This is a genomic window from Litorisediminivivens sp. KMU-197 (assembly GCF_056858395.1).
In genome coordinates this window covers 68,546-94,609 of the sequence record NZ_JBXEQG010000005.1, presented here as the reverse complement: position 1 = coordinate 94,609, position 26,064 = coordinate 68,546, and the positions used below count along the sequence as shown (strand labels likewise).

Annotated in this window: 29 protein-coding genes; 13 read left to right on the top strand and 16 right to left on the bottom strand. The window is 63.9% G+C overall.

From position 1 onward, the window contains the following. Window positions 1–69 precede the first annotated feature (69 nt). The 3 genes from AC04PT_RS12715 to AC04PT_RS12705 all read left to right on the top strand — a co-directional run bounded on the left by AC04PT_RS12715 (window position 70) and on the right by AC04PT_RS12705 (window position 2,212). Window positions 70–576 (top strand): peptidylprolyl isomerase, encoded by a 507-nt coding sequence (locus tag AC04PT_RS12715; protein WP_482874073.1) that lies wholly within the window; start codon window positions 70–72, stop codon window positions 574–576. Further along, window positions 569–1,150, top strand: a complete 582-nt coding sequence (locus AC04PT_RS12710; RefSeq protein WP_482874072.1) for a peptidylprolyl isomerase — start codon at window positions 569–571, stop codon at window positions 1,148–1,150. The genes AC04PT_RS12715 and AC04PT_RS12710 overlap by 8 nt, the downstream gene beginning before the upstream one ends. A gap of 90 nt (window positions 1,151–1,240) precedes the next feature. Beyond that, on the top strand, window positions 1,241–2,212 hold the full coding sequence (locus tag AC04PT_RS12705) for a DUF3179 domain-containing protein (protein WP_482874071.1): 972 nt from the start codon (window positions 1,241–1,243) through the stop codon (window positions 2,210–2,212). Window positions 2,213–2,261: 49 nt separating this feature from the next. Here the strand turns inward: AC04PT_RS12705 and AC04PT_RS12700 are convergent, their stop codons facing one another. Next, entirely contained in the window at window positions 2,262–3,215 is a 954-nt protein-coding gene (locus AC04PT_RS12700) for a radical SAM protein (RefSeq protein WP_482874070.1), read from the bottom strand. Between the two features lie 226 nt (window positions 3,216–3,441). On the opposite strand from AC04PT_RS12700, the gene zwf reads away from it, so the two are divergent. The 3 genes from zwf to pgi are packed head-to-tail and all read left to right on the top strand — an operon-like array spanning window position 3,442 to window position 7,244. Further along, complete coding sequence (zwf, locus tag AC04PT_RS12695) at window positions 3,442–4,896, top strand: glucose-6-phosphate dehydrogenase (protein ID WP_482874069.1); 1,455 nt, start codon at window positions 3,442–3,444, stop codon at window positions 4,894–4,896. Window positions 4,897–4,919: 23 nt separating this feature from the next. Then, window positions 4,920–5,591 (top strand): 6-phosphogluconolactonase, encoded by a 672-nt coding sequence (gene pgl, locus AC04PT_RS12690; RefSeq protein WP_482874068.1) that lies wholly within the window; start codon window positions 4,920–4,922, stop codon window positions 5,589–5,591. A 51-nt stretch (window positions 5,592–5,642) separates the two neighbouring features. After that, window positions 5,643–7,244, top strand: a complete 1,602-nt coding sequence (gene pgi, locus AC04PT_RS12685) for a glucose-6-phosphate isomerase (RefSeq protein ID WP_482874067.1) — start codon at window positions 5,643–5,645, stop codon at window positions 7,242–7,244. Between the two features lie 99 nt (window positions 7,245–7,343). On the opposite strand, the gene AC04PT_RS12680 is transcribed toward pgi, so the two are convergent. Further along, window positions 7,344–7,757 carry a hypothetical protein gene (locus AC04PT_RS12680; RefSeq protein WP_482874066.1) on the bottom strand — a complete coding sequence of 138 codons (414 nt, stop codon included), beginning with the start codon at window positions 7,755–7,757 and terminating at the stop codon, window positions 7,344–7,346. 507 nt (window positions 7,758–8,264) lie between these two features. Between AC04PT_RS12680 and AC04PT_RS12675 the strand changes: the two genes are divergently transcribed. Next, window positions 8,265–8,534, top strand: a complete 270-nt coding sequence (locus AC04PT_RS12675; RefSeq protein ID WP_482874065.1) for a glucose-6-phosphate isomerase — start codon at window positions 8,265–8,267, stop codon at window positions 8,532–8,534. 6 nt (window positions 8,535–8,540) lie between these two features. Here the strand turns inward: AC04PT_RS12675 and AC04PT_RS12670 are convergent, their stop codons facing one another. From AC04PT_RS12670 to AC04PT_RS12645, 6 genes are all read right to left on the bottom strand, one after another. Further along, entirely contained in the window at window positions 8,541–9,053 is a 513-nt protein-coding gene (locus tag AC04PT_RS12670; RefSeq protein ID WP_482874064.1) for a GNAT family N-acetyltransferase, read from the bottom strand. A gap of 61 nt (window positions 9,054–9,114) precedes the next feature. After that, window positions 9,115–10,389 (bottom strand): phosphopyruvate hydratase, encoded by a 1,275-nt coding sequence (gene eno / locus AC04PT_RS12665; protein WP_482874252.1) that lies wholly within the window; start codon window positions 10,387–10,389, stop codon window positions 9,115–9,117. 121 nt (window positions 10,390–10,510) lie between these two features. Next, window positions 10,511–11,395 (bottom strand): DMT family transporter, encoded by an 885-nt coding sequence (locus AC04PT_RS12660; protein ID WP_482874063.1) that lies wholly within the window; start codon window positions 11,393–11,395, stop codon window positions 10,511–10,513. 66 nt (window positions 11,396–11,461) lie between these two features. Next, the gene (locus AC04PT_RS12655) at window positions 11,462–11,887 is read right to left on the bottom strand and encodes an OsmC family protein (RefSeq protein WP_482874062.1); all 426 of its coding nucleotides are present in this window, start codon (window positions 11,885–11,887) and stop codon (window positions 11,462–11,464) included. A gap of 154 nt (window positions 11,888–12,041) precedes the next feature. Beyond that, complete coding sequence (locus AC04PT_RS12650; RefSeq protein ID WP_482874061.1) at window positions 12,042–12,677, bottom strand: DUF1326 domain-containing protein; 636 nt, start codon at window positions 12,675–12,677, stop codon at window positions 12,042–12,044. A gap of 85 nt (window positions 12,678–12,762) precedes the next feature. After that, window positions 12,763–13,173: a Fur family transcriptional regulator gene (locus tag AC04PT_RS12645; protein WP_482874060.1), complete on the bottom strand. Its 411-nt coding sequence runs from the start codon at window positions 13,171–13,173 to the stop codon at window positions 12,763–12,765. A 316-nt stretch (window positions 13,174–13,489) separates the two neighbouring features. Here AC04PT_RS12645 and AC04PT_RS12640 point away from each other — a divergent pair, with 316 nt between their 5' ends. After that, on the top strand, window positions 13,490–14,764 hold the full coding sequence (locus AC04PT_RS12640) for a DEAD/DEAH box helicase (RefSeq protein ID WP_482874059.1): 1,275 nt from the start codon (window positions 13,490–13,492) through the stop codon (window positions 14,762–14,764). Between the two features lie 71 nt (window positions 14,765–14,835). Here AC04PT_RS12640 and guaA read toward each other — a convergent pair whose 3' ends face one another. Beyond that, entirely contained in the window at window positions 14,836–16,407 is a 1,572-nt protein-coding gene (gene guaA, locus AC04PT_RS12635) for a glutamine-hydrolyzing GMP synthase (protein WP_482874058.1), read from the bottom strand. A 285-nt stretch (window positions 16,408–16,692) separates the two neighbouring features. After that, a complete protein-coding gene (locus tag AC04PT_RS12630) occupies window positions 16,693–17,391 on the bottom strand; it encodes a DUF2270 domain-containing protein (protein ID WP_482874057.1) in 699 nt (232 codons plus the stop codon). Between the two features lie 190 nt (window positions 17,392–17,581). Between AC04PT_RS12630 and AC04PT_RS12625 the strand changes: the two genes are divergently transcribed. After that, window positions 17,582–19,126 (top strand): trimethylamine methyltransferase family protein, encoded by a 1,545-nt coding sequence (locus tag AC04PT_RS12625; RefSeq protein ID WP_482874056.1) that lies wholly within the window; start codon window positions 17,582–17,584, stop codon window positions 19,124–19,126. A 21-nt stretch (window positions 19,127–19,147) separates the two neighbouring features. Here AC04PT_RS12625 and AC04PT_RS12620 read toward each other — a convergent pair whose 3' ends face one another. Beyond that, the gene (locus AC04PT_RS12620; protein WP_482874055.1) at window positions 19,148–19,432 is read right to left on the bottom strand and encodes a DUF6477 family protein; all 285 of its coding nucleotides are present in this window, start codon (window positions 19,430–19,432) and stop codon (window positions 19,148–19,150) included. 215 nt (window positions 19,433–19,647) lie between these two features. Between AC04PT_RS12620 and AC04PT_RS12615 the strand changes: the two genes are divergently transcribed. Further along, entirely contained in the window at window positions 19,648–20,769 is a 1,122-nt protein-coding gene (locus tag AC04PT_RS12615; protein WP_482874054.1) for a DUF6456 domain-containing protein, read from the top strand. Between the two features lie 123 nt (window positions 20,770–20,892). Here AC04PT_RS12615 and AC04PT_RS12610 read toward each other — a convergent pair whose 3' ends face one another. Together AC04PT_RS12610 and phhA are read right to left on the bottom strand one after the other, a co-directional pair. After that, window positions 20,893–21,222 (bottom strand): 4a-hydroxytetrahydrobiopterin dehydratase, encoded by a 330-nt coding sequence (locus AC04PT_RS12610; RefSeq protein WP_482874053.1) that lies wholly within the window; start codon window positions 21,220–21,222, stop codon window positions 20,893–20,895. A gap of 10 nt (window positions 21,223–21,232) precedes the next feature. After that, a complete protein-coding gene (gene phhA / locus AC04PT_RS12605) occupies window positions 21,233–22,033 on the bottom strand; it encodes a phenylalanine 4-monooxygenase (RefSeq protein ID WP_482874052.1) in 801 nt (266 codons plus the stop codon). 117 nt (window positions 22,034–22,150) lie between these two features. On the opposite strand from phhA, the gene AC04PT_RS12600 reads away from it, so the two are divergent. After that, on the top strand, window positions 22,151–22,618 hold the full coding sequence (locus AC04PT_RS12600) for an Lrp/AsnC family transcriptional regulator (protein WP_482874051.1): 468 nt from the start codon (window positions 22,151–22,153) through the stop codon (window positions 22,616–22,618). Here AC04PT_RS12600 and AC04PT_RS12595 read toward each other — a convergent pair. Further along, the gene (locus AC04PT_RS12595; RefSeq protein ID WP_482874050.1) at window positions 22,615–23,328 is read right to left on the bottom strand and encodes a helix-turn-helix transcriptional regulator; all 714 of its coding nucleotides are present in this window, start codon (window positions 23,326–23,328) and stop codon (window positions 22,615–22,617) included. The genes AC04PT_RS12600 and AC04PT_RS12595 overlap by 4 nt on opposite strands. A gap of 82 nt (window positions 23,329–23,410) precedes the next feature. Here AC04PT_RS12595 and AC04PT_RS12590 point away from each other — a divergent pair, with 82 nt between their 5' ends. After that, the gene (locus tag AC04PT_RS12590; protein WP_482874049.1) at window positions 23,411–23,842 is read left to right on the top strand and encodes a RidA family protein; all 432 of its coding nucleotides are present in this window, start codon (window positions 23,411–23,413) and stop codon (window positions 23,840–23,842) included. 100 nt (window positions 23,843–23,942) lie between these two features. Here AC04PT_RS12590 and AC04PT_RS12585 read toward each other — a convergent pair whose 3' ends face one another. Then, complete coding sequence (locus tag AC04PT_RS12585) at window positions 23,943–24,494, bottom strand: redoxin family protein (RefSeq protein ID WP_482874048.1); 552 nt, start codon at window positions 24,492–24,494, stop codon at window positions 23,943–23,945. Between the two features lie 207 nt (window positions 24,495–24,701). On the opposite strand from AC04PT_RS12585, the gene lipA reads away from it, so the two are divergent. Continuing rightward, window positions 24,702–25,652, top strand: coding sequence for a lipoyl synthase (lipA, locus tag AC04PT_RS12580; protein WP_482874047.1), 951 nt, complete (start codon window positions 24,702–24,704; stop codon window positions 25,650–25,652). 110 nt (window positions 25,653–25,762) lie between these two features. Here the strand turns inward: lipA and AC04PT_RS12575 are convergent, their stop codons facing one another. After that, window positions 25,763–25,960 (bottom strand): DUF6324 family protein, encoded by a 198-nt coding sequence (locus AC04PT_RS12575; RefSeq protein WP_482874046.1) that lies wholly within the window; start codon window positions 25,958–25,960, stop codon window positions 25,763–25,765. Between the last annotated feature and the right edge of the window lie 104 nt (window positions 25,961–26,064).

The window sequence follows — 26,064 nt, the reverse complement described above, 5'->3', positions numbered from 1 at the left end:
AATCGCGCGCTTGCCGAGGGCGGCCGGGCAACTTAGGTATCTGGGCAATTGAACAAAGAGGAGGCCCTTATGGCCGAGATCAAGGATCCCGAAAACACCATCCTGATGGAGCTGAAGGGCGGCACCGTCACCATCGAGCTGCTTCCCGACGTGGCGCCGAAGCACACCGAGCGGATGAAGGAACTGGCCCGCGCCGGTGAATACGACAACGTCGCGTTTCACCGCGTGATCGAGGGCTTCATGGCCCAGACCGGCGACGTCGAGCACGGCGACATGGAAGACGGCTTCAACCTGCGCCGCGCGGGCACCGGCGGTTCGGACAAGCCGGACGTGCCGGCCGAATTCTCGAAACTGCCGCACGACCGGGGCACGCTGGGTGCGGCGCGGTCGCAGAACCCTAATTCGGCAAATTCGCAGTTCTTCATCAACTTCTCGGACAACCATTTCCTGAACGGCCAATACACCGTCTATGGCCGCGTCATCGAGGGCATGGAGCATGTCGACGCCATCACCCGGGGTGAGCCGCCTGCCGAGCCCGACCGGATGATCAGCGTCAAGGTGGCCGCAGATGCGTAACCTTGCCATCGCCCTCGGTCTTGCCGCAGGCCCCGTGCTCGCCCTTCTGGGCGGTGCGCCGGCCGGCGCGACGGGCCTCAAGATTGAAATCGAGGGCGAGGCCACGGGCACCGTCACCATCGACCTGCTGGAGGATACCGCACCGAAGCATGTGGCGCAGATCGCCGCGCTTGCCGAGGCCGGCGAATACGACAACGTGGCCTTTCACCGGGTGATCGACGGCTTCATGGCCCAGACGGGCGATGTCGAATACGGCGACACCACGGCCGAGGATTTCTCGATGCGGTTGGCCGGGCGGGGGGCATCGTCCAAGGCCGACCTGCCGGCCGAGTTCTCGGACATCGCGTTCGACCGGGGTGTCGTCGGCATGGCTCGCAGCCAGGATCCGAACAGCGCCAATTCGCAGTTCTTCATCATGTTCGACGAGGGCCACTTCCTGAACAACCAATACACCGTGGTGGGCCGCGTGACCGAGGGCATGGATGTCGTCGATCAAATCAAGCGCGGCAGCGGTCCGAACGGCGCGGTAATCGGCACGCCCGACGTGATGAAAACCGTTACGGTGACCGACTAGGTCCGACCCCACGGGCGATCAAACCCGCGTGCGGGGGGCTATGCAGATACCCTCCGCACGGCGCATCCTCTTGCCAAAGGGAGATGCATCATGACGCTTAGAACCATCCTGTGCGCCGCTGTTTTCGCTGGTCTAGCCAACCTTGCCACGGCCGATCCGGGCCGCTGGCAAGGCGAATGGCCACGTACCAACTTTAGCAAGAACACCGTCGACAGCTGGTCCGAGATCCTCTCTGGCGGGCCGCCCAAGGATGGTATACCGGCGATCGACAACCCGGACTTCATCCCGGTGGCGCAGGAGTCCCGCATCGGCGCCCGCGAGCCGGTGATCGCGGTGGAACTGGGCGGCGCCAAGCCCCGGGCCTATCCGATCCGCTACCTCACATGGCATGAGATCGTGAACGATCAGGTCGGCGGTGTACCGATCGCGGTTACCTTCTGCCCGCTGTGCAATTCGGGCATCACCTTCGACCGGCGCACCGCCAAGGGTGTGCTCAGCTTCGGGGTTTCCGGCAAGCTGCGGAATTCCGACATGGTGATGTACGACCGCCAGTCCGAAAGCTGGTGGCAACAGGCGGTGGGCGAGGCCATCGTGGGCGAGTTGACAGGGACCGAGCTGAAGATGCTGCCCACGTGGATGGAAAGCTGGTCGCAGTTCAACGCACGCAATCCGGACGGGTTGGTGATGGCCGAACCGGACTGGCCCCGGCGCTATGGCGAAAACCCCTATCGCAATTACGACAGCTCGGCGCGGCCGTTCCTGTATCGGGGCGAGATGCCACCGCACGGGGTGCCGCCGCTGATGCGGGTGGTGCGCGTGGGCGACAGGGCCTGGCCGCTGTCGCGTTTCGAGACGACGCAGAAGATCGAAGAGGCCGGCGTCACGCTGAGCTGGCAGGAGGGACAGGCCTCGGCACTGGATTCGAGCGCCATCAACAAGGGGCGCGAAGTCGGCAATATCCGGGTGCGGGACGGCGCGGGCAAGGACGTGCCGCATGACGTGATGTTTGCCTTCGCCTTCCACGCCTTTTGGCCTGAAGGGTCATGGATGATGGGCCGCTAGGCGGGGAAAAATCGTCGACGATTTTTGCAAAATCCATCGATGGATTTTCTCACCCGGAACAGCTCGCCCCGCCCAGTACGCAGAACTTGGCGCAATGCGGGTGGTTCAGCGCCACGGGCCGCTCGGCCTCGGCCAGCGTCTCGCCCATGTCGAACTCTGGCTCATAAGGCAGCAGCGTGCAGGCCACGACCGAGGGACGCTCGGCGCCCTTGCGCTTGACCACCATGCGCGACGAGGAACACATCACGTCGGCGGGCGACTTGCCGAGGATGCCCCAGCAGGCGGTGGTGATCTCGGGCACTTCGACGCTGGCATCCATTTCCGGGAACAGCACAGTCATTGCGGGATCGGCGGCGTCGATGGCGAAACCCTCGCGCTCGAACAGTCGTGCAAAGCCATCCCGGGCCTCGGCCTCGCTCTCGGCCCAGATGATCCGTCCGGCCACTGCCATGCGGATGCCTTCGTCGCGCAGCCAGCGCATGCCTTCCAGCGTCCGCTGATAGGCGCCGCCTCCGCGTTCCGCGTCGTGGTTCACCTCTGACCAGTGATCGAGCGAGATGCGCAGGGTCAGCCGTTCGCCATGGTCGCGCTGTAGTTCCCGCAGCCCGGCCTGCACCGATTTCCGCATCATCGGACGCATGGCATTGCTGAGTATCAGCACCTCGTAGCCGCGATCCAGCGCTGTGCGGGTCATCGCGATCATCTCTGGGTTCATAAAGGGTTCGCCGCCGGTGAACCCGATTTCGCGCACGCCCCAATTGCGGTCGGCAAGCTGATCGAGATAGGCCGCGACCTCGTCGGCGGACAAATAGACCAGCGCGTCGTTGCTGGGAGAGCTCAGGATATAGCAGTTCGCGCATTCGATGTTGCACAGGGTTCCGGTGTTGAACCACAGCGTCTGCGGTGCCTTCAGCGCGACATGAGCACGTGGCTCACCCTTGGCCGTTATCTTCGGATCCAGAAACTTTCCTGCATTGGCGCTCGAAACATCCTGATCTTTCATCGGCTTGTCGCATCCTCCCAAGTGTGACCCCGAGGTAGCCCGCGGCTTGCGCGTTGCCAATGCTCAACATAATGCCTGACGCCATTGTGAAGGTCGAAATGCGTGTTAGACTTTTCCGCGCGCGAAGGTTACATGTGCCCCGAAATGGGCCGTTAGCGCTAACGGCTATGCATGCCACCTTTTCCGGGCCCGCGATCGGCCTGAACGACATGAAAGAGGGATACCCATGGTCTCACGCGTCATTCCGGTTGAGCCGTTCGACCTCGTGATCTTCGGCGGCACCGGCGACCTTGCGCGCCGCAAGATCCTGCCCGGCCTGTTCCGCCGGTACTGTTCCGGCCAGATGCCCGATGATGCCCAAGTGATCGGCGCCGCGCGCTCGGACATGGACACCGAGGCGTACCGGCAGATGATCCGCGACGCGATCAACGAATTCGACGGTCACCGCCCCGAGGATTGCCCCGACCTGGCCGGCTTCCTGTCGCGGCTGCAATACGTCACCGTCGACGCCAAGGGCGACGGCGGATGGCAGGAACTCAAGGGCCTGTTGCGTGATGACACCGTCAAGGCGTTCTACTTCTCGGTCGCGCCTTCGCTGTTCGGCGACATCGCGGAACGGCTGCACAACAAGGGCCTCGCCGGGCGCAACAGCCGCATCGTGGTGGAAAAACCCTTCGGCCGTGATCTGGCGTCGGCGAAGGCGCTCAATGCTTCGCTGGCCGAGTATTTCCACGAGGACCAGATCTATCGGATCGACCATTACCTCGGCAAGGAAACCGTCCAGAACCTGATGGCTGTCCGCTTCGGCAACATGCTGTTCGAGCCGCTGTGGAACGCGCAATACGTTGATCACATCCAGATCACCGTGGCCGAGACCGTCAGCGTCGGCGGGCGCGGTGGATATTACGACAAGTCGGGCGCCATGCGAGATATGGTGCAGAACCACTTGATGCAGCTGCTCTGCCTGATCGCCATGGAGCCGCCGTCGAAATTCGAGCCCGACTCGGTCCGCGACGAGAAGCTCAAGGTCATCCGCGCGCTGGATCCGGTCCAGCCGCACCACATCGTGCGCGGCCAGTATGACGCCGGCGGTGACGAGGCCAGCTATCGCGACCATGCCGAGAACCCGCGGTCGCGGACCGAGAGCTTTATCGCGCTGAAGTGCCATGTCTCGAACTGGCGTTGGGCCGCGGTGCCGTTCTACCTGCGCACCGGCAAGCGGCTGAAGGCCCGCGCCAGCGAAATCGCGGTGGTGTTCAAGGAAACCCCGCATTCGATCTTCGGCGAAGAGGCCGGCAACCACCGCAACATCCTGACCATCCGTCTGCAACCCAACGAGGGCATGGAGCTGGGCGTCACCATCAAGGAACCGGGTCCGGGCGGGATGCGCCTTGTCGATGTGCCGCTCGACATGTCCTTCTCGGACGCGCTTGGCCCGGATGCGGAAGAGGTGCCCGATGCCTATGAACGGCTTATCATGGATGTTATTCGCGGCAACCAGACGCTGTTCATGCGGGGTGACGAGGTCGAGGCCGCCTGGGCCTGGACCGATCCCATCATCAATGGTTGGGAGGCGCGCAGCGACGTGCCGAAGCTCTACGAAGCCGGGTCGTCCGGACCCGAGGATTCGCTGATGCTGATGCACCGCGACGGGCGCCGCTGGCGTGAAATCAAGGCCTGACCGGCCAGAGGGGAGACAGCGACATGGACTTCATCGACTATCCCGACCGCGAGATGCTGGTGATCGACCTGGCCAACAAGCTGGCGGGCGAGCTGCGCTCGGCGCTGGAACACGAAGACAGGGTGCTGATGGCGGTGCCCGGCGGCACCACGCCGGGGCCGATCTTCGACGACCTCTGCGCCGCCGATCTGGACTGGTCGCGCGTCGACGTGATGCTCACCGACGAACGCTGGGTGCCCGAGGACAGCCCGCGGTCCAACACCCGGCTGCTGCGCGAGCGGCTGCTGGTCGAACGCGCCGCGGCGGCGCGTCTGCTGCCGCTCTACCTGCCGGGCGGCGAACCCGAGGAGCGGCTGGACGAACTGGCCGAGAATATCAAGCCGCGCCTGCCGATCCAGGTATTGTTGCTTGGCATGGGCGAGGACATGCACACCGCTTCGCTGTTTCCCGGTGCCGACCGGCTCGACGACGCCTTGGCGTCGAACGCCCCCACGCTGATGGCAATGCGCGCGCCCGGTGCGCCCGAGCCGCGGATCACCCTGACCGCCCCGATCCTCGACGGCGCGATGTACAAGCACATCGTGATCTTCGGCGACGACAAGCGCGCGGCGCTGGAAAAGGCCCGCACCCTCACGCCGAAAGAGGCGCCGGTGGCTGCCGTGCTGTCACAGGCCTCGGTCCACTGGGCGTCCTGACGCGCGCTTCCAAGATTATCCCTTTCTGACAACCCAAGGAATGAACCCGCCATGTGGAGCAACCTGAAATCCATGGCCGCCGAGGTCGAAACCCGCAAGATCACCGACCTCTTCGACGATCCGTCCCGGGCGGAGGATTTTTCGACCACCTTCGACCATCTGTTGTTCGACTACTCCAAGACCAACATCGACAAGCCTGCGCTGAGCGAGCTTCTTGCTCTGGCGGACCGCGCCGGGGTGGCCGCCAAGCGGGAGGCCATGTTCGAAAGCCAGAAGATCAACGAGACCGAGGGCCGCGCCGTGCTGCATACCGCGCTGCGCAATCTCGACGGCGATCCGGTGATGGTGGACGGACAAGACGTCATGCCAGGCGTGCTGGACACGCTGACCCGGATGGAGCAATTCGCCACAGACGTCCGCGAGGGGCGGTATACGGGGCAGGGCGGGGCGATCACCGATGTGGTCAACATCGGCATCGGTGGCTCGGACCTCGGTCCGGTGATGGCCTACAAGGCGTTGGCGCCTTACGCGGACGGACCGCGGATCCACTATGTCTCGAACGTGGACGGCGCGGACATTGCCGACACGCTGCGCGGGCTTGATCCGACGACGACGCTGGTGATCGTCGCGTCCAAGACCTTTACCACCATCGAGACCATGACCAACGCCCGCACCGCGCGCGCCTGGATGTCCGACACCGTGTCGGACCCGGCGGCGCAATTCGCGGCGCTCAGCTCCGATACCGGAAAGACCGGCGACTTCGGCATCGCGCCGGAACGTGTGTTCGGCTTCGAGGATTGGGTCGGCGGGCGCTATTCGGTTTGGGGACCGATCGGGCTGTCGCTGATGATCGGCATCGGCGCGCAGGCCTTCCGCGCCTTCCTTAATGGCGGTCAGTCGATGGATCGCCACTTCCGGAGCGCCGACTTCGCCGAGAACATGCCGGTCCTTCTGGCGCTTGTCGGCATCTGGCACAATCAGGTGCTGGGACATGCCACCCGCGCCGTGCTGCCCTATGACAACCGGCTGGTGCGACTGCCCGCCTACCTTCAGCAGCTCGAGATGGAATCGAATGGCAAGAGCGTCGGCATGGACGGCAACACGCTGAGCCACGACACCGGCCCCATCGTCTGGGGCGAGCCGGGCACCAATGGCCAGCACGCCTTCTATCAGTTGATCCATCAGGGCACACGGGTCGTCCCTTGCGAATTTCTGGTTGCCGCCGAGGGCCACGAGCCTGACCTCGCGCATCACCACCAGCTTCTGGTTGCCAACTGCCTTGCGCAGTCCGAGGCGCTGATGCGCGGGCGCACGCTGGACGAAGCGCGGGCCAAGGTTGCGGACAAGTTCGACGGTGAGGAACTGGAGCGTCAGGCCCGTCACCGCGTCTTCCCGGGCAACCGGCCGTCCACGACGCTGGTCTATCCCAAGCTGACCCCGGAGGTGCTGGGCCAGATCGTGGCGCTCTATGAGCATCGCGTCTTTGTAGAGGGGGTGATCCTCGGCATCAATTCGTACGATCAGTGGGGCGTCGAGCTGGGCAAGGAACTGGCGACCGCGCTGGGGCCCATCGTCGCGGGCGATGCCAGCGCCGAGGGCAAGGATGGATCGACCCGGCAACTCATCGACTTCGTCCAGAAGAACCGGGACTGACACAGGGTTTGGAAAAGAAAAAAAACGGGGGTGCAAGACCCCCGTAAGTTTATTGGTAGAGTGGTGACTAAACGGTTCTGAAGCGGACGAGAGGGCCGCTCAGAAAAGCCCTTCCCAGCCACCGCGGACAAGGGCTGTTTCTCCACCGCCGCGCAGCACCAGGTACAGCAGGCCGAACAGGAAAGCCGTCGCGAAGAGGATTTCCCACAGCGCCGCAGGCCCGGTGACCGAGTAGGGGGCGGTGTAATCAAACAGGATCAGACAGGTGACCAGCACCATCGCGCAGAAGGCGATAATGCGGGTGCGAATGCCGATCATCAGCCAGATTGCGAAGATCGACATCAGGACGACAACGGGAAAACGCAGCGAGTCGAACTCGATCGCGTAGTCGAAGTTCATCCAGGAATAGGAGAGCGGTCCATTGTAGAGACCGAAGGTGGTGAGGGCGCACACGATTAACGTGTATCCACAGAAGAGACGGGCTCCCAGGGCCGCCGATAGATACTTGCTCATTGTCTGCCTCATGGTCTGCTCGGTTGAGCGATTGTTGTTTTCTACAATCTACAAATTTTTGAAGCGTTCTCAAGACGGAAACGTGCAATTTTCCCGTATGTTAACACTCTAAACGAGCGTTCAATTAATAAGTGTTTGAATACAAACAATAAATTATAGTGTTTTTTTTGCAATAACCTACCGTTTCGTAAACGGGACTGATTAATGATTTTGGTACTAAAGTATCGCTTTCGTGACATTCGGATATGTTGGGGTGCTGACGTAGAAGTGCCGCAACGTCAACTTCCAAAGCGCTTGCATCAGAATCAGCCCCCTTTGATCACCCTAAGGATGAGCTATTTCGACTCACACGAACGTTACGCGGCCTGTTGGGCGCGTAAGCTGATTATTGCTGTTTTCGGGTTTCCGTCTGCGGGAACATGCCGGTCGGTAGAATAGTTAATGGACGTCGTCCGCGCCCGCACTAGGGTAACCGGCACCTCACTCTGAAGATCTATGGAGACTTACATGAAACTGAAAGCAATCGTGGCAGCCCTCGGCATTTTCGGCCTGGCGGCCTGTGACACGCTGACCCCGGACCAACGCTCGGTGGTTGGTGTGACCGGCGGTGCCGCGGCAGGGCTGATCACCGCCCGTGTGCTCGAAGCCGATCCGAGCTGGACGCTGATCGCCGCTCTGGCAGGTGCCGCAGCCGGTACCGTCGTGGCCCAGAACTCGGCCACCAACCGTTGCGCCTATGCGCGTGGCGACGGCACCTACTACACCGCGGCTTGCTAAGCCGGGTCAAAGGTCCATTTCGAAATACACAAGATGCCCCTCGGCTTCGGGGGGCATTTTTTGATAGGGACCGCGCAGGCGGAAGCCCATCGACAGGTAAAGCGTCTTGGCAGCTTCCAGCGCGTGCCCCGTGTCCATCACGATCCGACGAACACCCTGCGCGCGACAGCCCTCAATCAGGGAGTGCATCAAGGCGTATCCTGCGCGCTTGCCCCGTGCCGCATCCTGCAGATAGACGCGCTTGATCTCTGCGGTGTCCGGAAAGATTGCATGCGCCATGCCACAGCCCACCGGTACCCCGTCCAGCAGGGCGATGCGGATCAATCCGCCGGGCGGCGCGTGTATCTCTTCCAGACGCTCCAGTATCGCGGCGTACTTGTCCCGCGCGTAGACCTTTTCGACGATGGCGCGCGACGCAGGGGGGAGGGTCAAAAGAAAGGCACGGTACTCCCAGCACAGACCGCGGACCGCATCCAATTCTGCCGCGTCGCGCGGCGCCCTTATCACCAGCGACGACACGAATAAGGCCCCTGAAATCTTTTTCAGGGACCTTACACCGTTTCATGGGCCGGGGCGCAGCTTATTTCAGGATCGACCGCCCGGCATATTCCGCCGTCTCGCCCAGCATCTCTTCGATGCGGATCAGCTGGTTGTACTTCGCCAGCCGGTCCGAGCGCGCCAGCGAGCCGGTCTTGATCTGCCCGCAGTTGGTGGCGACGGCGAGGTCGGCGATGGTGGCATCCTCGGTCTCGCCCGAGCGGTGCGACATGACGTTTGTATAACGCGCACGGTGGGCCATATCGACGGCCTTCAGCGTTTCGGTCAGCGAACCGATCTGGTTGACCTTGACCAGCATGGAGTTCGCCACACCGCGCTGAATGCCATCGGCCAGCCGGGTGGGGTTGGTCACGAACAGGTCGTCACCCACCAGCTGAATCTTGTCGCCCAGCTTCTCGGTCAGGATTTTCCAGCCGTCCCAGTCGTCCTCGGACATGCCGTCCTCGATCGAGATGATCGGATAGTCGTTGCAGAGCGCGGCGAGGTAGTCGGCGTTCTCCTCGGACGTCAGCGACTTGCCTTCGCCCTTCATCTCGTACTTGCCGTCCTTGTAATACTCGGTCGCGGCGCAATCCATGGCGAGGTAGATGTCCTCGCCCGGCTTGTAGCCCGCTTTCTCGATTGACTTCAGGATGAAGTCGAGCGCTTCGCGGGTGGAGCCGAGTTCGGGCGCAAAGCCGCCTTCGTCGCCCAGCCCGGTGGACATGCCCGCCGCCGACAGTTCTTTCTTGAGCGTGTGGAAGACTTCGGAGCCCATGCGGACTGCTTCGCGGATGTTCTCCGCCGCCACCGGCATGATCATGAATTCCTGTATGTCGATCGGGTTGTCGGCATGTTCGCCGCCATTGATGATGTTCATCATCGGCACCGGGATCACCCGCGCCGAAGTGCCGCCCACGTAGCGGAACAGCGGCTGAAGCGTCGACTCGGCGGCGGCCTTGGCCACGGCAAGTGATACCCCGAGGATGGCGTTCGCGCCCAGCCGGCCCTTGTTGTCAGTGCCGTCGAGTTCGCACATCGCCATGTCGATGGCGACCTGTTCTGTGGCGTCCATGCCGACGATCTCGTCCGCGATTTCGCCATTCACGGCCGCGACCGCTTCGAGCACACCCTTGCCCATGTAACGGGCCTTGTCGCCGTCGCGCTTCTCGACCGCCTCGTAGGCGCCGGTGGAGGCGCCCGACGGCACTGCGGCGCGGCCCTGGGTGCCGTCCTCCAGCGTGACGTCGACCTCAACGGTCGGATTGCCCCGGCTGTCGAGGATTTCGCGGGCAAAGATGTCGATGATGGTGCTCACTTGCATGTCCCTCATGCTGATTTGGTTGCGCTGTCCTTACCAGAGGGCAGGCAAAAAGCAAACGGCGGACGTTAGCGCTAACCGATGTGTCGCATGACAGCGCGGGCGACGAGGTCCCGGCTCAGGGCCGCGACGGGGCAGGGGCCGATTGCGCCAGACGTCTTTCGCGCAGGAAAGTATAGAGCCCGGCGGCGAGGATGATCGCCGCCCCGGTCAGGGTCAGCGCGTCGGGCCGGTCGCCCAGAACGAGGATGCCGAGACCCATGGTGAACACCAGCCGGCTGTAGCGGAAGGGCGAGACCACCGAGGCCGGCGCCATCCGCATCGCCTCGGTCACAAGGTAATAGCCGCTGGTGGTCACCAGCACCGCCGCCGCCACGTAGACATAGGCCAGCCCGCCGACCCCGGTCTCCGGGCCCATGATAAGCATCAGCACAAACCCCGCCGGCACCGTCGCCGCGAAGCCCCATGTCGACAGCGCAAGGGAAGGCACGGTGTCGGGCGCAAGCCGGGTCAGCAGATCGCGCCCGGCCAGCGCGCAGGCCGCCATCACCATCAGCAGCGCCGCCGGCTCGAACCCCTCAAACCCCGGACGCACCACCAGCAGCATCCCGAACAACCCGACGAGGATCGCGGCCCAGCGCCGCCACCCCACGGTTTCGCGCAGGAACACCGCCGCGCCCAGCGTCACCAGCAGCGGCGTCGACTGCATGATCGCCGCGACCATCGGCAGCGGTGTCCATGAAATGCCGGTCACCAGACCCAGCGCCGCGAGGATTTCGAACCCGTTGCGGCCGAGGACGGCGGGATGCCAGAACAGCGGCGACAGCAGGGCGACACCGCGCACCTTCGCCAGCAGCACGAACAGCAGGGTCCCGCCCGCGCTGAGCAGGAACATCACCTGCCCGGGTGGCATCCGCGACCCCGACAGCTTGATGAACAGGTCGCTGAGCGCGAGACACGCCATCGACGCCGTCATGAAAAGGATCGCGCGCAGCACATGCATCTTGGAAGTCCGGGGCAGGGAAGGTCGGCTCCTGCCTATCCCGTCACCGCGCGGGTGCCAAGCAGGTCAGGTCTCGGTGGTTTCCACAACCTCGAAGTCATGTGTCAGCGTGGCGGTTGCCGCCATCATCGCCGAGGCCGAGCAGTATTTCTCGACCGAGAGGTTCACCGCGCGTTCAACCCGTGCCGGATCGATCCCACGCCCGCTGACGATGAAGTGCATGTGGATGCGGGTGAAAACCTTCGGCTCGGTCTCGGCGCGGTCGGCATCCAGTTCGACCACCACGTCGTCGACCTTTTGCCGGCCCTTTTCGAGAATCGAGACCACGTCATAGGCTGAACAGCCCCCGGTGCCAATCAGCACCAGTTCCATCGGCGACGGCCCCGGTTTCAGCCCGTCGCTGTCGCGTGCGGTTCCGAAGGCGATGCTGTGCCCGGTGGACGATTCGCCGACGAAGGTGCGTTGCCCGGCCCATGTCACCCGTGTTTTCATGCAGTCTGTCTCCTGAAATGCTGTGTCGCGCCTCTATAGCAAATCGCCGCCGCTTGGCCATGCCGCGTAAGTCCATCGTGTTGGCAAACGAAGCAGGGCGGGGAGCGCCCAATTCGCCGGCGCCGCTGGAGAGCGCAGGGAACGGGCGGTGAGATCAGGCGGCGATGCCGCTGGGCCCGTGTTTCAGGATCGCCCACTGGCCGTAACTGTCGTCAAGGTCCAGTTCGATGACACCTTCGGCCCGGGTGCTGGCGCTGCCGATCTCGGCCAGCGTGAACTCGATGCCGCCGGGAATGTCGATCCGCACGCGGTGCGGCGCACCGCCGTGGGGCGGCTGAATGGGCCGGCCCGTCGAGCTCAGAACGCCGGAGATCGTGACCTTTGCGGTCCGTTCCTCGATATCGACGTCGAACTCGATCGGTTTGTAGAGCGGGTCATGCACCTTGCTGGACATCGCATGATAGACCCACCAGTGCGTCGCTTCGTCGTCGGTCTCTCCGCCGCACAGCACCGTGCGCAGGGCCTCGCGCTGGGCTTCGTCGGCGCGTTCGTCGATGATCACCTGCATTTCGCCCCCGCCCTCAAAGATCGGTCCGGGCCAGGCATAGATCAGCGCCGTCCGAAGCCCCTTGAGATCGGTGTCGCCGAAGTGCCCCTTGTCGATCTCCATCACCTCGAACCCGCGGCAATGCCCCTGTGTCGGAAGATCCTCGAACTGGCAGGGACAGCCGTAGTTGCAATTGCAGTTTCCGAACGACCGGCCCTCGATGTACCAATCGACATGTGCCATGGCGGTCTCTCCATGCTGAATGGGTCTCTGGAATGCGGTGCTAGTATAGCACGTATCCCGTAATCCCGCACGAAGTCGGGCGGGCCTACTTGCGGATCGGCACCCCGTAAAGCTCCAGCCTGTGCCCCTTCAGTCGATACCCCAGTTTCTCGGCGATCTTCTCCTGCAGGGCCTCGATCTCCGGATCGACGAATTCGATCACCTCACCCGAGTTCATGTCGATCAGGTGGTCGTGATGGTCCCGCTCGGCATCCTCGTACCGGGCGCGGCCGTCACCAAATTCCAGCTTCTCGAGGATCCCGGCTTCTTCAAACAGTTTTACCGTGCGGTAAACCGTCGCAATCGAGATCGCGCTGTCCCGTGCCGAGGCGCGCGCGTAAAGCTCTTCCACATCCGGATGATCGTCGCTTTCCTGCAAGACGGCTGCAATCACCCGCCGCTGGCCGGTCATTCGCAGGCCCTTTGCCTCGCAGCGTTCCATAATGGTCTGGTTCATGATCCCGTCCGGTCCTACGTCGCGGCCCCGGGTCTAGGCGATTTGCCGGACCGGGAAAAGCCCCCGGGGCTTGACTTTGCCCTGCGGAAAGACGATGTCCCCCCAAGCGATGTCCACTGCCGCGTGAGCAGCCTGTGCGCCCGAGAGCGCCGATCCGAGGACCGCTGATGTTCCCAAAATCACGCGTGGGGCCGAACCGCAAAGCGGCGCTGGGGCAATTCTGCCCGGGCGCAGGGCTTTTGCGGCCACCACCGCGCCCCGCGTTCCGGGGCAGTCTAAGGGCGGGGCCATGGGGTCGCGTCCGGAAGGAAATACTTTGACGCAATTCGACATGATGGGCCTGCCCAAGCACCTGCTGACCCGCCTTGCCACCATCGGCATCGACGAACCCACACCAATCCAGAGCCACGCGATCCCGCATGCGCTGAACGGCCGCGACGTGATGGGGCTGGCCCAGACCGGCACCGGCAAGACCATGGCCTTCGGCCTGCCGCTGATGACGCAGCTGCTGGAATATGGCTCCAAGCCCGAACCTAAATCCATTCGCGCGCTGATCCTTGCGCCGACCCGCGAGTTGGCGAAGCAGATTGTCGAGCATATGCGCGTGCTGTCCGAAGGCACTGCCGTCAAAACCGGCATGGTCGTCGGCGGCCAGTCGATCAACGCCCAGATCAAGCGGCTCGAGCGCGGCACCGACCTGCTGGTCGCCACGCCCGGCCGTCTGATCGACCTGATGGACCGCCGCGCCCTGCGCCTGAACGACACCGCCTTTCTGGTGCTCGACGAAGCCGACCAGATGCTCGATTTGGGCTTCATCCACGCCCTGCGCCGTATCTCGCGCGAGCTGCCCGAGGAGCGCCAGACCATGCTGTTCTCGGCCACCATGCCGAAGCAGATGAACGAGATCGCCAACAGCTATTTGACCAACCCGATCCGTGTCGAGGTTTCGCCTCCGGGCAAGGCCGCCGACAAGGTCACGCAGGCGGTGCACTTCGTCACCAAGCAGCACAAGCCGGGCCTGCTGAGCGAGCTGCTTGACGGTCACCGGGACGAGTTGGCGCTGGTGTTCTGCCGCACCAAGCACGGCGCCGAAAAGCTGATGAAGGGGCTGGTGGCGCAGGGCTTCGCCGCCACGTCGATCCACGGCAACAAGAGCCAGGGCCAGCGCGACCGTGCGCTTGCCGCATTCCGCGAAGGCACCATGCGGGTGCTGGTGGCGACCGATGTCGCGGCGCGGGGCATCGACATCCCCGACGTGCGCCACGTCTACAACTTCGACCTGCCCAACGTGGCCGACAACTATGTCCATCGCATTGGCCGCACGGCACGTGCTGGGCGTGACGGCGCCGCGATCGCCTTTTGCGCACCGGACGAGATGGGCGAGTTCAAGGCCATCCAGAAGGTGATGAAACTGACGATCCCGGTGGCCTCGGGCCGCCCGTGGGAAGACATCACCCCGCCGGAAAATGCAAACAAGGGCAGGGGCCGTGGGCGCGGTCGTCCCTCGGGCGGAGGCGGCAACGCCGGTGCCGGCAAGCCCGGCGCGGGCCGTCGTCGGCGCCCCAACCGCAGCAAATCCAAGGCTGCCTGAAAAAGAAAGGCCGGCGCTGCATCCCAGCGCCGGCCCTTTTCATTTTCCGCAAAGACCCGTCTCGCACCAAGTCATTCCCATTCGATGGTGCCCGGCGGTTTCGAGGTCACGTCATAGGTGACCCGGTTGATGCCCTTGACCTCGTTGATGATCCGCGTGGCCGTTTCACCGAGGAAATCGTGGCTGAACGGATAGTAATCGGCCGTCATCCCGTCCACTGACGTCACCGCGCGCAGTGCGCAGGCGAAGTCGTATGTCCGCCCGTCACCCATCACGCCCACGGTGCGCACCGGCAGGATCGCGACAAAGGCCTGCCAAATCTCGTCGTAGAGCCCATGCTTGCGGATCTGGTCGATATAGACAGCGTCCGCCTTGCGCAGGATCTCCAACTTTTCACGGGTGATCTCGCCAGGGCAACGGATCGCGAGACCCGGACCGGGGAAGGGGTGGCGGCCGATGAAACTTGCCGGCAGGCCCAGTTCATGGCCCAGGGCGCGCACCTCATCCTTGAAGAGCTCGCGCAGCGGCTCGACCAGTTTCAGCCCCATCTTCTCGGGCAGGCCACCGACGTTGTGATGCGATTTGATGGTCACCGAAGGACCGCCGGAAAAGCTGACCGATTCGATTACGTCGGGGTAGAGCGTGCCTTGGGCGAGGAACTCGGCGCCTTCGATCTCGCCCGCGTACTTCTGGAACACGTCGATGAAGAGCTTGCCGATGATCTTGCGCTTGGTCTCGGGGTCGCTGACGCCTTCCAATTCGCCCAGGAACAGCTCGGTCTCGTCGGCGTGGATCAGCGGAATGTTGTAACTGTCGCGGAACATGGTCACGACTTCCCGCGCCTCGTTCTGACGCAGGAGACCATGGTCGACGAAAACGCAGGTCAGTTGGTCGCCGATCGCCTCGTGGATCAGCACCGCCGCGACCGACGAATCGACCCCGCCCGACAGCCCGCAGATCACCTGCTTGTCACCCACCTGTTCGCGGATCTTGCGGATCGCCTCGTCGCGGTAGGCATCCATCGTCCAGTCGCCGCTGAAACCCGCGTCCTTGATGAAGTTCTCATAGAGCGTCTTGCCGTTGGGGGTGTGGTGCACCTCGGGATGGAACTGCACCGCGTAGAAGCGCCGGTCGAGGTCAGCCGCGACGGCAAAGGGGGCGCCGGGCGAGGTGCCGTAGACCGCGAACCCCGGGGCAAGTTCGGCCACGTGGTCGCCGTGGCTCATCCACACCTGCTCGCGTCCCGAACCGTCCATGAACCAGCCGGTCAGGAAGTCGGGCCGGGTCTCTGAAGGCGTCACCCAGGCGCGGCCAAATTCTGCCGTGGCATGTTCGCCGGCTTCCACGCGTCCGCCAAGGTCGGCCATCATCACCTGTTGCCCGTAACAGATGCCAAGGATCGGCACGCCCAGATCGTAGACCTTTTTCGGCGGTCGGGGAGAGCCCTCGCGCATCACCGAGTCCGGCCCGCCCGAGAAGATCACGGCCTTGGGCGCGAACTCGGCCAGAAAGGCATCGGTGACGTTCTGGTAGGGGTGAATTTCGCAATAGACGTTCAACTCGCGCAGGCGCCGCGCAATGAGTTGCGTCACCTGGCTGCCGAAGTCGATGATCAGAAGGCGGTCATGGGTATCCTGGGTCATGGCAAGGCTTTAGGCGCGGGCGGTTGGGAGGGCAAGAGCGAGGTTGCGGATTCGTCGGCCATGCGGGGCGGGAATGGTGCGAGGGTGCGGCCATGCGCGTGATCCGAAGGGGCCTTCGGGGCCGGTCAAGAGGTGCGGGACGTTCGCCGTTTGGGCGGCTTGGAGCGGCCGTTTCTCAGCTTTCGCGGGCGTGGCTGGCACATTGTCGCCGTCACCGTATTTTTGCATCGCGCGCCACAGCATCCAGACGCACTGAATGTCCGCCCAAGCGTTTCTTCGCCGTTCTTACCCCATCGAATCCGACCGGGGACGCCCGCGCCAGGCCGAGCGCTTCACGTCCCGCCGCCACGACCAGATCGCCACACCGGTCCATGTCACCACGTAGAACAGCCCGCCGGCGAACAGGGCCTCGCCCGGGATCGGCCCCACGGCGGCGCGGTCTATCGCCTGATCCCAGCTTTGGATCGGCCCCGGGTGCACCGCGATCTTACCGGCGAAGGCCAGCGTCTGGATCAGCAGGATCCACAGGTAGTTCGACCGTATGCGCCGCCCGATCGCCACCAGGAAGGTCACGTGATAGCGCGGCCGCAGGTAATCCTCGGCCAAGGTTTTCTGCCAGTGCTCCTCCAGGTGCAGGTCGCCGTCGTCAAGCATCGGCGCGTAGAAATGCGTTTCGAGCCAGCGGCACCGTGCCCGCCAGACGTTGAAATAGCGATAGCGCCGCGCTTCGAGAAACAGAAACAGCATGATCAGCACGCCCACCAGCACAAGAGGCAGGGGCGAGGCCTCGGGTGAGGAAAAGGAGATCGACAGGGCCACGCCCAGCGTCACCACCGACCAGTTGGTCGTGGTGTCCAGCCGCGTGCGCCAGATCGTACTGCGATAGACCTCGCCACGATACAAATGCGCGACCGCCGTGATTTCCGGCGATGTCAGTGTCTTGCGCTCATCGGGCTGCGCCTTGGTCTGGGTGCCTGTCGCCATGCCACCGCCTTTGCTGCCCGCTCCCGCATCCATAATGCACAGGACCCCCGTCCGGGTCAAAACCGGTGTGCAATGTCGCTTTCGCCTCTCAGGCGGCGCAATTTGTCAGCGCCGATCGCGGCCCATTGGCTATTCCCGGTGCCAGACCGATGACGCGACGCACCGCGAGACCTGACGAAAGGGCGACACCATGGCAGATGCAGACAGCCGCAGGCGGGCACGAGGCGGAGGCGGCGCGGCCCGCCGTGCGCAGCGCTCTGCCGTCAGCTTTGATACCGCGAAGTTCATCGAGCGCAACATTCCCAACTTCGAGGTCTTGAACGACGAAGCTCTGGAAATCATCGAATACAACGCCGAGACCGTGCTCGAAGAGATCGGCGTCAACTTCGTCAACAACCCGGAGGCCTGCGCCCGCTGGACCGAGGCCGGGGCCGATGTCCGTGGCGAACGGGTACACATCCCGCGCGGTCTGGCCCGGAAGCTCTGTGCCACGGCGCCGTCGCGCTTTACCCAGCATGCGCGCAATCCGGCCCGCAATGTCGAGATCGGCGGAAAATCCCTCGTGCTTGCCCCGGTTTACGGACCGCCCTTCGTGCGTGACAGCGCCGGCGGCCGCCGCTATGCGACGATGGAGGATTTCCGCAACTTCGTGAGACTGGGCTACATGTCCAAATGGCTGCACCATTCTGGCGGCACAGTCTGCGAACCCACCGATGTCCCGGTGAACAAGCGTCACCTCGACATGCTGCACGCCCACATGACCCTGTCGGACAAACCGTTCATGGGTTCGGTGACCGAACCGTCGCGGGCGCAGGATTCGGTCGAGATGTGCGAGATCCTGTTCGGAAAGGACTTCGTGCAGGACAACACGGTGATGACCTCGCTCATCAACGTGAACTCGCCGCTGACGTTCGACGACGTGATGATGGGCGCGCTCGAGGTCTATGCCAAGAACAACCAGGCCTGCATCGTCTCGCCCTTCATTGTCGGCGGTGCGATGGCGCCGGTGTCGGTGGCGGGCACGCTGACCCAGGTACTGGCCGAGGTACTGGCCGGCATCGCCTACAGCCAACTCGTTCGTCCCGGTGCGCCGGTGATCTTCGGCGCTTTCGTGACCTCGATCGACATGGGTTCGGGCGCGCCGACCTTCGGCACCCCCGAGGCGTCGCACATCCTTTATGGCGCCGGTCAACTAGCGCGGCGCATGAACCTGCCGTTCCGCTCCGGCGGCGGGCTTTGCGGGTCGAAACTGCCCGACGCACAGGCCGCCTATGAGACGTCGCACACGCTCAACGCCGCTCTGCTCGGCGGCGTCAACTTCATGCTGCACGCCTGCGGCTGGCTCGAAGGCGGTCTGGTGGCGAGTTTCGAGAAGTTCGTGATGGACGCCGACCAGCTTGGCGTGCTGCACCAGTTGGCCCGCGGCATCGAGATCGACGAGAACGCCCAGGCCATGGACGCGATTCGCGAGGTTGGCCCGGGCGGTCACTATCTGGGCTGCGCCCATACGCAGGCCAACTTCCAGCATGCCTTCTGGAAGACCGACCTGCTGGACTACAAACCGTTCGAGACATGGGACGAAGAGGGCGGCCGCGACACCCAGACGCTGGCGGCCGAGCGGGTTGCGAAGCTGTTGGCCAACTACCAGCAGCCGCAGATCGACCCGGCGGTGAACGAGGCGCTTGCCGGTTACGTGGCCCGCAAGAAGGCCTCGATGAAGGACGCCTTCAGCTGATAGGCACGTGCGTCCGGCGGATCACCCCGCCGGTCGCATCAGCCTTGCTTCGCCCATCATGGCGATCATGACCTCGACGTGCCGGGCTACGCTGTAGCTGGCGCAGCGTTCCAGCCTTGCGTCGTTCAGCGCACCTTCCAGTTCCATCAATTTGGCCAATGCCGGCCCGCTACGCCGCGGGGCGGCGGCCCCAAGTGTGCGCGCCAGATGCACCTCGCGCCGATAGTCGACCAGCCCTGCACGCGCCGCCCGGATGAGAAGCCGGGGGCGGCGGAGTTGGCTGAATATGGTGACGGCATCTTGCATGTCGGTTCCTTTCCGAAGCGGTTCGCATTTCCGGCACTTTCTCACAATCTAACGGGGTGTTGCGCAGGCTGCTCGCCTTAAGCGCGGACCGATCAGCTTTATTTATACTTTGGAAACAATGCTGTTATGAGGCGACAACAGTTAACCATTGGGTAACTAAATCGCCTTTAGGTTGTGGATAATTCGAACCAAATTGAAGGCAAGGCTTGCGTTAGATGGTGACTGACCAAAGGGGCAAGGGGGACGCGGGCACCGGATCCGGCAAATTGCCGGGCTGGGTGCCTGCTGCGGCATCGCACTACATTCGGCACGTCGAACAGGGACAATCGCTCCGGCAACTGGCCAAGGCCTCCGGTCTGCATCCGTCCACTGTGCTGCGTCAGGTGCGCCGGCTTGAGAACCGGCGGGACGATCCGCTGGTCGATGCGGCCCTTCGCCAGCTTGGCCGATCCAAAGACCCCGCGACGCTTGCGATAACGAAAGGCAAGGACATGGCGGCACAGTCCCGGAAAGAGACAATTCCGACAGACGATGAAACCCTCGACCGTGAGGCCCGGCGCATCCTCAGACGGTTGACCGAGACCGGCGCTGTGCTGGCAGTGGTTCCCGATATGGAAAAGGCGGTGGTAGTGCGCGACACGCCCTCGGGCGCGACCCAGCGCACCGCAGTGGTCGACACTGCGATCGCCGAGGCCATGGCGCTGAAAGAGTGGATCGCCTGCAAGACACCGGGGCGGATCGCGCGCTATCAGATCACCGCTTCGGGGCGTGCGGCGCTCGGTCGCCTGCTGGCGCAACATGAAAGCGGTCTGCAATCCGGCACCGCATCCGGCATGGCTGAAGCCCCCGTCGCCTTCATCGGCCCCGCGGCCGAGGCCACGCCACGCCGCCGCCGCGTCCGCTATAGCAGCAACGAAACCCCGCTCAGCGCCTTGGCGCGGCGGCGTGACAAGGACGGCACACCGTTCCTGTCGGACGATCTGGTGGCAGCAGGCGAACGGTTGCGCGAGGATTTCGAATTGGCGCAGATGATGCCAAGCTCGACGCAGAACTGGGACCGTTTCCTGACGCCGGGGGCCGACATCCCGTCAGGCCGGGGCGACGGCCCGATGGCCGCATCGGACGCCCGCCGTCGCGTGGCCGAAGCGCTCGGCGATCTCGGGCCCGGGCTGGGCGACGTGGTTCTGCGCTGCTGCTGCCAGCTGGAAGGGCTGGAAACCACCGAGAAACGCATGGGATGGTGCGCGCGGTCCGGAAAGATCGTGCTTCGCATCGCGCTGCAACGTCTCCGCCGTTTCTACGACGAGGTGCTGGGCGGCGACACTTTGATCGGCTGATCGCGCGGGGACAGCACAACGGAACAAGCCGCGTCCCGGTCCCCGTGCCGGGACCTCCTGCCTAATCCGCGGATAAACAGGCGGGGCGACCCCGTATCAGGTCCGGCAGTATCCTGACGGGCCTTACTGCAACAGCCCGTCGAAATCCTTGGCGCAGGTGATGTCGATCTCGGACAGTCCGCCGGCCTCATGCGTGGTATAGCTGACCTCGCAATAACCCCAGCCAAAGGCCACGTCCGGGTGGTGCCCGTGCCGGTCAGCCATCCAGGCCGCGAGGTTGGCAAGGTACACCGCCTTAGCGAACCCCTTCACCTCGATCCGACGGGTGATGGTGGTGCCGTCGTCGGACAGCGTCCAGCCGTCGTCCAACTCCTTCATCGCCGCTGCTGCCGTGTCGCGGTCCAGCGTCGGGGTGTCGGCGGAACAGCCGCCTCCGATCTTGCAGATACTCATCACGCACTCCTCATGCTGCGGCGTCATCTTTCGGCGGATAGGAGGGCGCATGCAAGCCCAGCTGCTGCGCCTGACGCACGTCCGCCATCAGGTCGCGTTCGGCGGCGGCGAACAGGTCGTCCAGATCCTCGATCACGAAGTAGACCGGCTGATGGATGTCGATCCTGTAGGGCGTGCGCAGCATGTCGATGATGTCGAACGGGCGCCGCTCCGGCCCGTTTTCGCTGACCGCCCAAGGCAGTTCGCTGACCGAGGAGGCCAGACCCGACCCCAGCGTCTTGTATCCGTCACCCTCGCGCACCAATCCGAATTCAATCGAGAACCAGTAGAGCCGGATCAGCCACGAGTAATCTTTCGGCCCCGCCTGCTGCCCGGCCTTGCCAATCGCCTCGGAGAACCCGGCGAAGCGGGGGTCGGTTAGAAGCGGCGTATGGCCGAACAGCTCGTGAAAGATATCCGGCTCCTCGATATAGTCGAAATGTTCGCGCCGCCGGATGAACGACGCCGCCGGGAAAGTTCTCTCTGACAACATTCCGAAGAAGGTGCCGAAGGGGATCAGCGCCGGCACCGGCTGCACCTGCCAGCCGGTGAGCCCGCGCAGCGTGTCCGAGACCTCGGTGCATTGCGGCACACGGGTCTTCGACAGGCCGACCCGCTCCAGCCCATCCAGATAGGCCGTCGCCGAATGCGCCAGCACGTTGGGCAGCTGCCGGGCATAGAGATCGCGCCAGACGGCATCCTCTTCGACCGTATAGGCAATGTAGCCGTTATCGTCGGGATGCTTGGCGATGTAACTGGTATTCTTGGGCATGGTTCGCTCCTCCTCACGCCCAGTGTGCGCCCCTGACAAGGAAATTTCTTGCCTTTCCTGCCGGGAAATCGCCAATATGAGGCAAGTCATTGCGCACTTATCGGAATCACAGGCAATATGACCCTTACCCTAGATGACACTGACCGTCGGATCCTTGATATCCTGCAAACCGACGGCAAGGCCAGCATTCAGGAGATCGCCGACAAGGTTGCGCTCTCCACATCGCCATGCTGGCGCCGCATCAAGCGCATGGAGGAGGCAGGGCTGATCATCGGTTATGCCGCGCGTCTCAATCCCAAGCTGCTGGGGTTGCATGCGCTGGCCTATGTCTTCGTTTCGCTGATGGACCACCGGGAGGAGACCATCGGCGCATTCAACCGCCTGATCCAGACCCAAGAGCGGATCATCGAATGTGCCTCGGTCACCGGCGAAAGCGACTATATCCTCAAGATCGCCGCCCGCGACCCGGAGGACCTTGAACATTTCCTGATGCGCGGGGTGCTGGCCTCGGGCCTGGTCCGTGCCAGCCACACAAACTTCGTCCTGCGCCGCACCAAGCCGACCTCGCCCTGGCCGCTGCTCTAGGGTCGGCGGAAGGGGCAGACATCATCCTTGAAGGGCACGCGGCGGCGGCGGAACGCGGTGCCGTCCATCGCCTCCGGTCGGCTGATCCGATCCATTCGGAAGTGGCGGAAGTCCGCGCGGTCAGGATCCCATCCCACGAGATACCACAGCGGCGGCAGGATCAGGATTGCCTGCGGCTCGACCGTGCGCTCGGTGACGTTACCCTTGGCGTCGCGATAGCGAAACCGCATGTGCCGCCGCTCCAGAAAGGCGGTCTCGAAGGCCACTAACAGATCGGCGTCGATGTCACCGAGATCCGACAAGTCCTGACGCGGCGACAATTGCCCCACGTGCAGGCAGTCCAGCAGGCGGCGCAGGTCGCGCAACCTGTCGCCCGGCAGGGTCCGCTCGATCTTGGCAAGCCCCGCGTCCGCGAGGTCCGAGAACGGCAGAGCCCGCGCCGCACGAATCGCCGCAACCGTGACAAGCAGCGCGAAGACCTCGGTCACCGCAAGCGGCGCCTTGCGTTGCGCCGACTGCGGATCCAATTGCACCCCGCCGCCGCGCCCGCATTCTGTGTGAATGACATGGCCCTGGTCGCGGAGCCCGGCGATGTCCCGCAGCACGGTGCGGCGCGACACGCCGGTCTCTTCCGCCAGCTGGGCGACGGTGGATGTGCCGCTGCGGCGAAGGCTGCGAAGGATGCCGTCCTGACGGGTTTGGATATTCATGGTCCCTTGTAGCACGAAAGGTGACATCTGGTGGCACCATTATCGCCTAGTGCAGGGACATCATCACAAGAAAGGACCTGACATGACGCCTCCGACCCCAATCGCCGCCACCCGGCCTGGATCCGGCCCGTTCAACCCGCCGCATCTGCCCGATCCCCGCCCCAACGGCTACAGCACCGCCGCCATCACCTCGGGCAGCGGCCGGCTTGCCTTCATCTCGGGGCAGGGCGGACAGGATCGCAGCGGCGCGCTCGCGCCCGATTTTGCCACCCAAGTGGCACAGACCTACAGCAACCTCGTCGCGGTGCTGGAGGCGCTGGGTACGGCCCCCGACCAGGTCATCAAGCTGACCGTCTTCGTGGTTGATCATGACATGGCGAAGCTCGCCATCCTCACCGAGGCCGTCACCCGCACCTTCGGCGGGGCCCTGCCTGCCCAGACGCTGGTGCCGGTGCCGATGCTGGCCATCGACGCCATGCTGTTCGAGGTCGAGGCTACCGTCCAACTCGACTGACCCCGTAAAGGAGAAGGACCGAGGCAGTCCCCGGTCCTTCTCTGGTTTCAAAAATATCCCGAAGGAGCCGAAGGCGGGGGCAGCGCCCCCACGGCCCGGCCTATTCCGCCGCGACGCCCTTGGACTGGTCCGCCAGGTAGGCCAGCAGCGTTTCGGGCGACGACACGCCGTAGGGATCCTCGCCATGGTTGTCCGCCAGCCCCGGCTCCTCGAACCAGGCCTCGATGACACCGTCGTCGACGATTGCCGCATAGCGCCACGACTGCATCCCGAAGCCGAGGTTGTCCTTGGCCACCAGCATGCCGATCTTGCGGGTGAACTCGCCCGAGCCATCAGGGACCACGGTGACGTTCTGCAGCTTCTGGTCGGCGGCCCACTTGTTCATCACGAAGCTGTCGTTGACCGACATGCAATAGATCGCGTCGATCCCATGACCTGCGAAGGTCGCGGCGTTCTGCTCGAAGCCGGGCAGTTGGTAGGTCGAGCAGGTCGGCGTGAAGGCACCGGGCAGCGAGAACAGGATCACCCGCTTGCCGGCAAAGTAGTCAGCGGTGGTCTTGTCCTGCCAGCGGAACGGGTTGGGCCCATCGAGGCTGTCGTCGCGCACGCGGGTCTTGAAGGTCACATCGGGCAAGCTCTGGCCGGTTTTCATGTCTGCTCTCCTGTCTTCAGCATCGATTCCGTCTGGCCTGCCATCAAGTATTCTGCACCTGCGAAGTCAACCTTCGCAGATGCAGAAGGAGTTCGTACCGAGGCACTTCGGGACCGTTGCATAGCGGCTTTGCCGAACGGGCATGGCCCGGGCGAGCTGGCTATGTTATATGCCTGAAATCTCATCACGTCGCGGCGGGAGGACATCGTGCGAGACCTCAAGATCCCTGAGCAGCGCCACCCGGAAAAAGCACATCGTCCGGACAATGCGCAGCCCAAGAAACCGTCGTGGATTCGCGTGAAGGCGCCGGGCGGCGCCGGCTATAACGAGACCCGCCGCATCATGCGCGAGAACAAGCTGGTCACCGTCTGCGAAGAGGCCAGCTGCCCCAATGCCGGCGAATGCTGGAGCCAGGGTCACGCCACAATGATGATCATGGGCGACATCTGCACCCGCGGCTGCACCTTCTGCAACATCGCCACCGGCCGCCCGCAGGATCTCGACGCGTTCGAGCCGGGCAGGGTGGCCTTCGCGGTCGAGAAGCTGGGGCTCAATCACGTGGTCATCACCAGCGTCGACCGCGACGATCTCAAGGACGGCGGCGCCGATCACTTTGCCCAGACCATCCGCGCGGTGCGCCACCGATCGCCCGATACCACCATCGAAATCCTGACGCCGGACTTCCTGAAATGCGCCGATGACGTGCTGGAAACTGTGGTCGAGGCCCGCCCCGACGTCTTCAACCACAACCTCGAGACCGTTCCCGGCCTTTATCCCGAGGTCCGCCCCGGCGCCCGCTATTTCCACAGCCTGCGTCTGCTGCAACGGGTCAAGGAACTCGACCCGTCGATCTTCACCAAGTCCGGTATCATGGTCGGGCTGGGCGAGGATCGGCAGGCTGTGATGCAGGTGATGGACGACATGCGCGCCGCCGATGTGGATTTCCTGACCATCGGCCAGTATCTGCAACCCACCCCCAAGCACCACGGCGTCGACCGCTTCGTGCATCCCGACGAGTTCGCCGCTTACGAGAAGGCCGCCTACGGCAAGGGTTTCCTGATGGTCTCGGCCACGCCGCTGACGCGGTCCTCCTACCACGCCGGCGACGATTTCGCCCGTCTCCGCGCCAACCGCGAGGCAAAGCTCGCCAAGGCCTGAGTTCACAACAACGCCGTCCCGGCCCGGCGCCGGGACCTCCCCGCCAGCCCAATGCGACCCGCCGTCCCGGACCGATCCGGAACCTCATGGCCGCCCTGCTGTTCGACGGTTTACTTCTTCCTGCGCCCGACCTTTTCGGCCATCTGCGCCGCGGCAGAGATCTCCTCGGCGATCTCGCGGGCTTCCTCGGCCGAGAAATCCATCGGAATTTCGGCCTCTCCTGCGCTGACGAAAATGCGCACCATACCGGTATCGGTCGGGCCGATCTGAAGGTTGGCTTCGATGTCTCGTTCGGTGTTGATACCCATGGGAACCCTCCGCAAGCCGCCGTCATCGGGGCCGGAACCGGCTATCGCAGCGCACCACGAAAGGCAAGATCACAAGCCCATGCCGGCATGGTGGAAAATGCGGC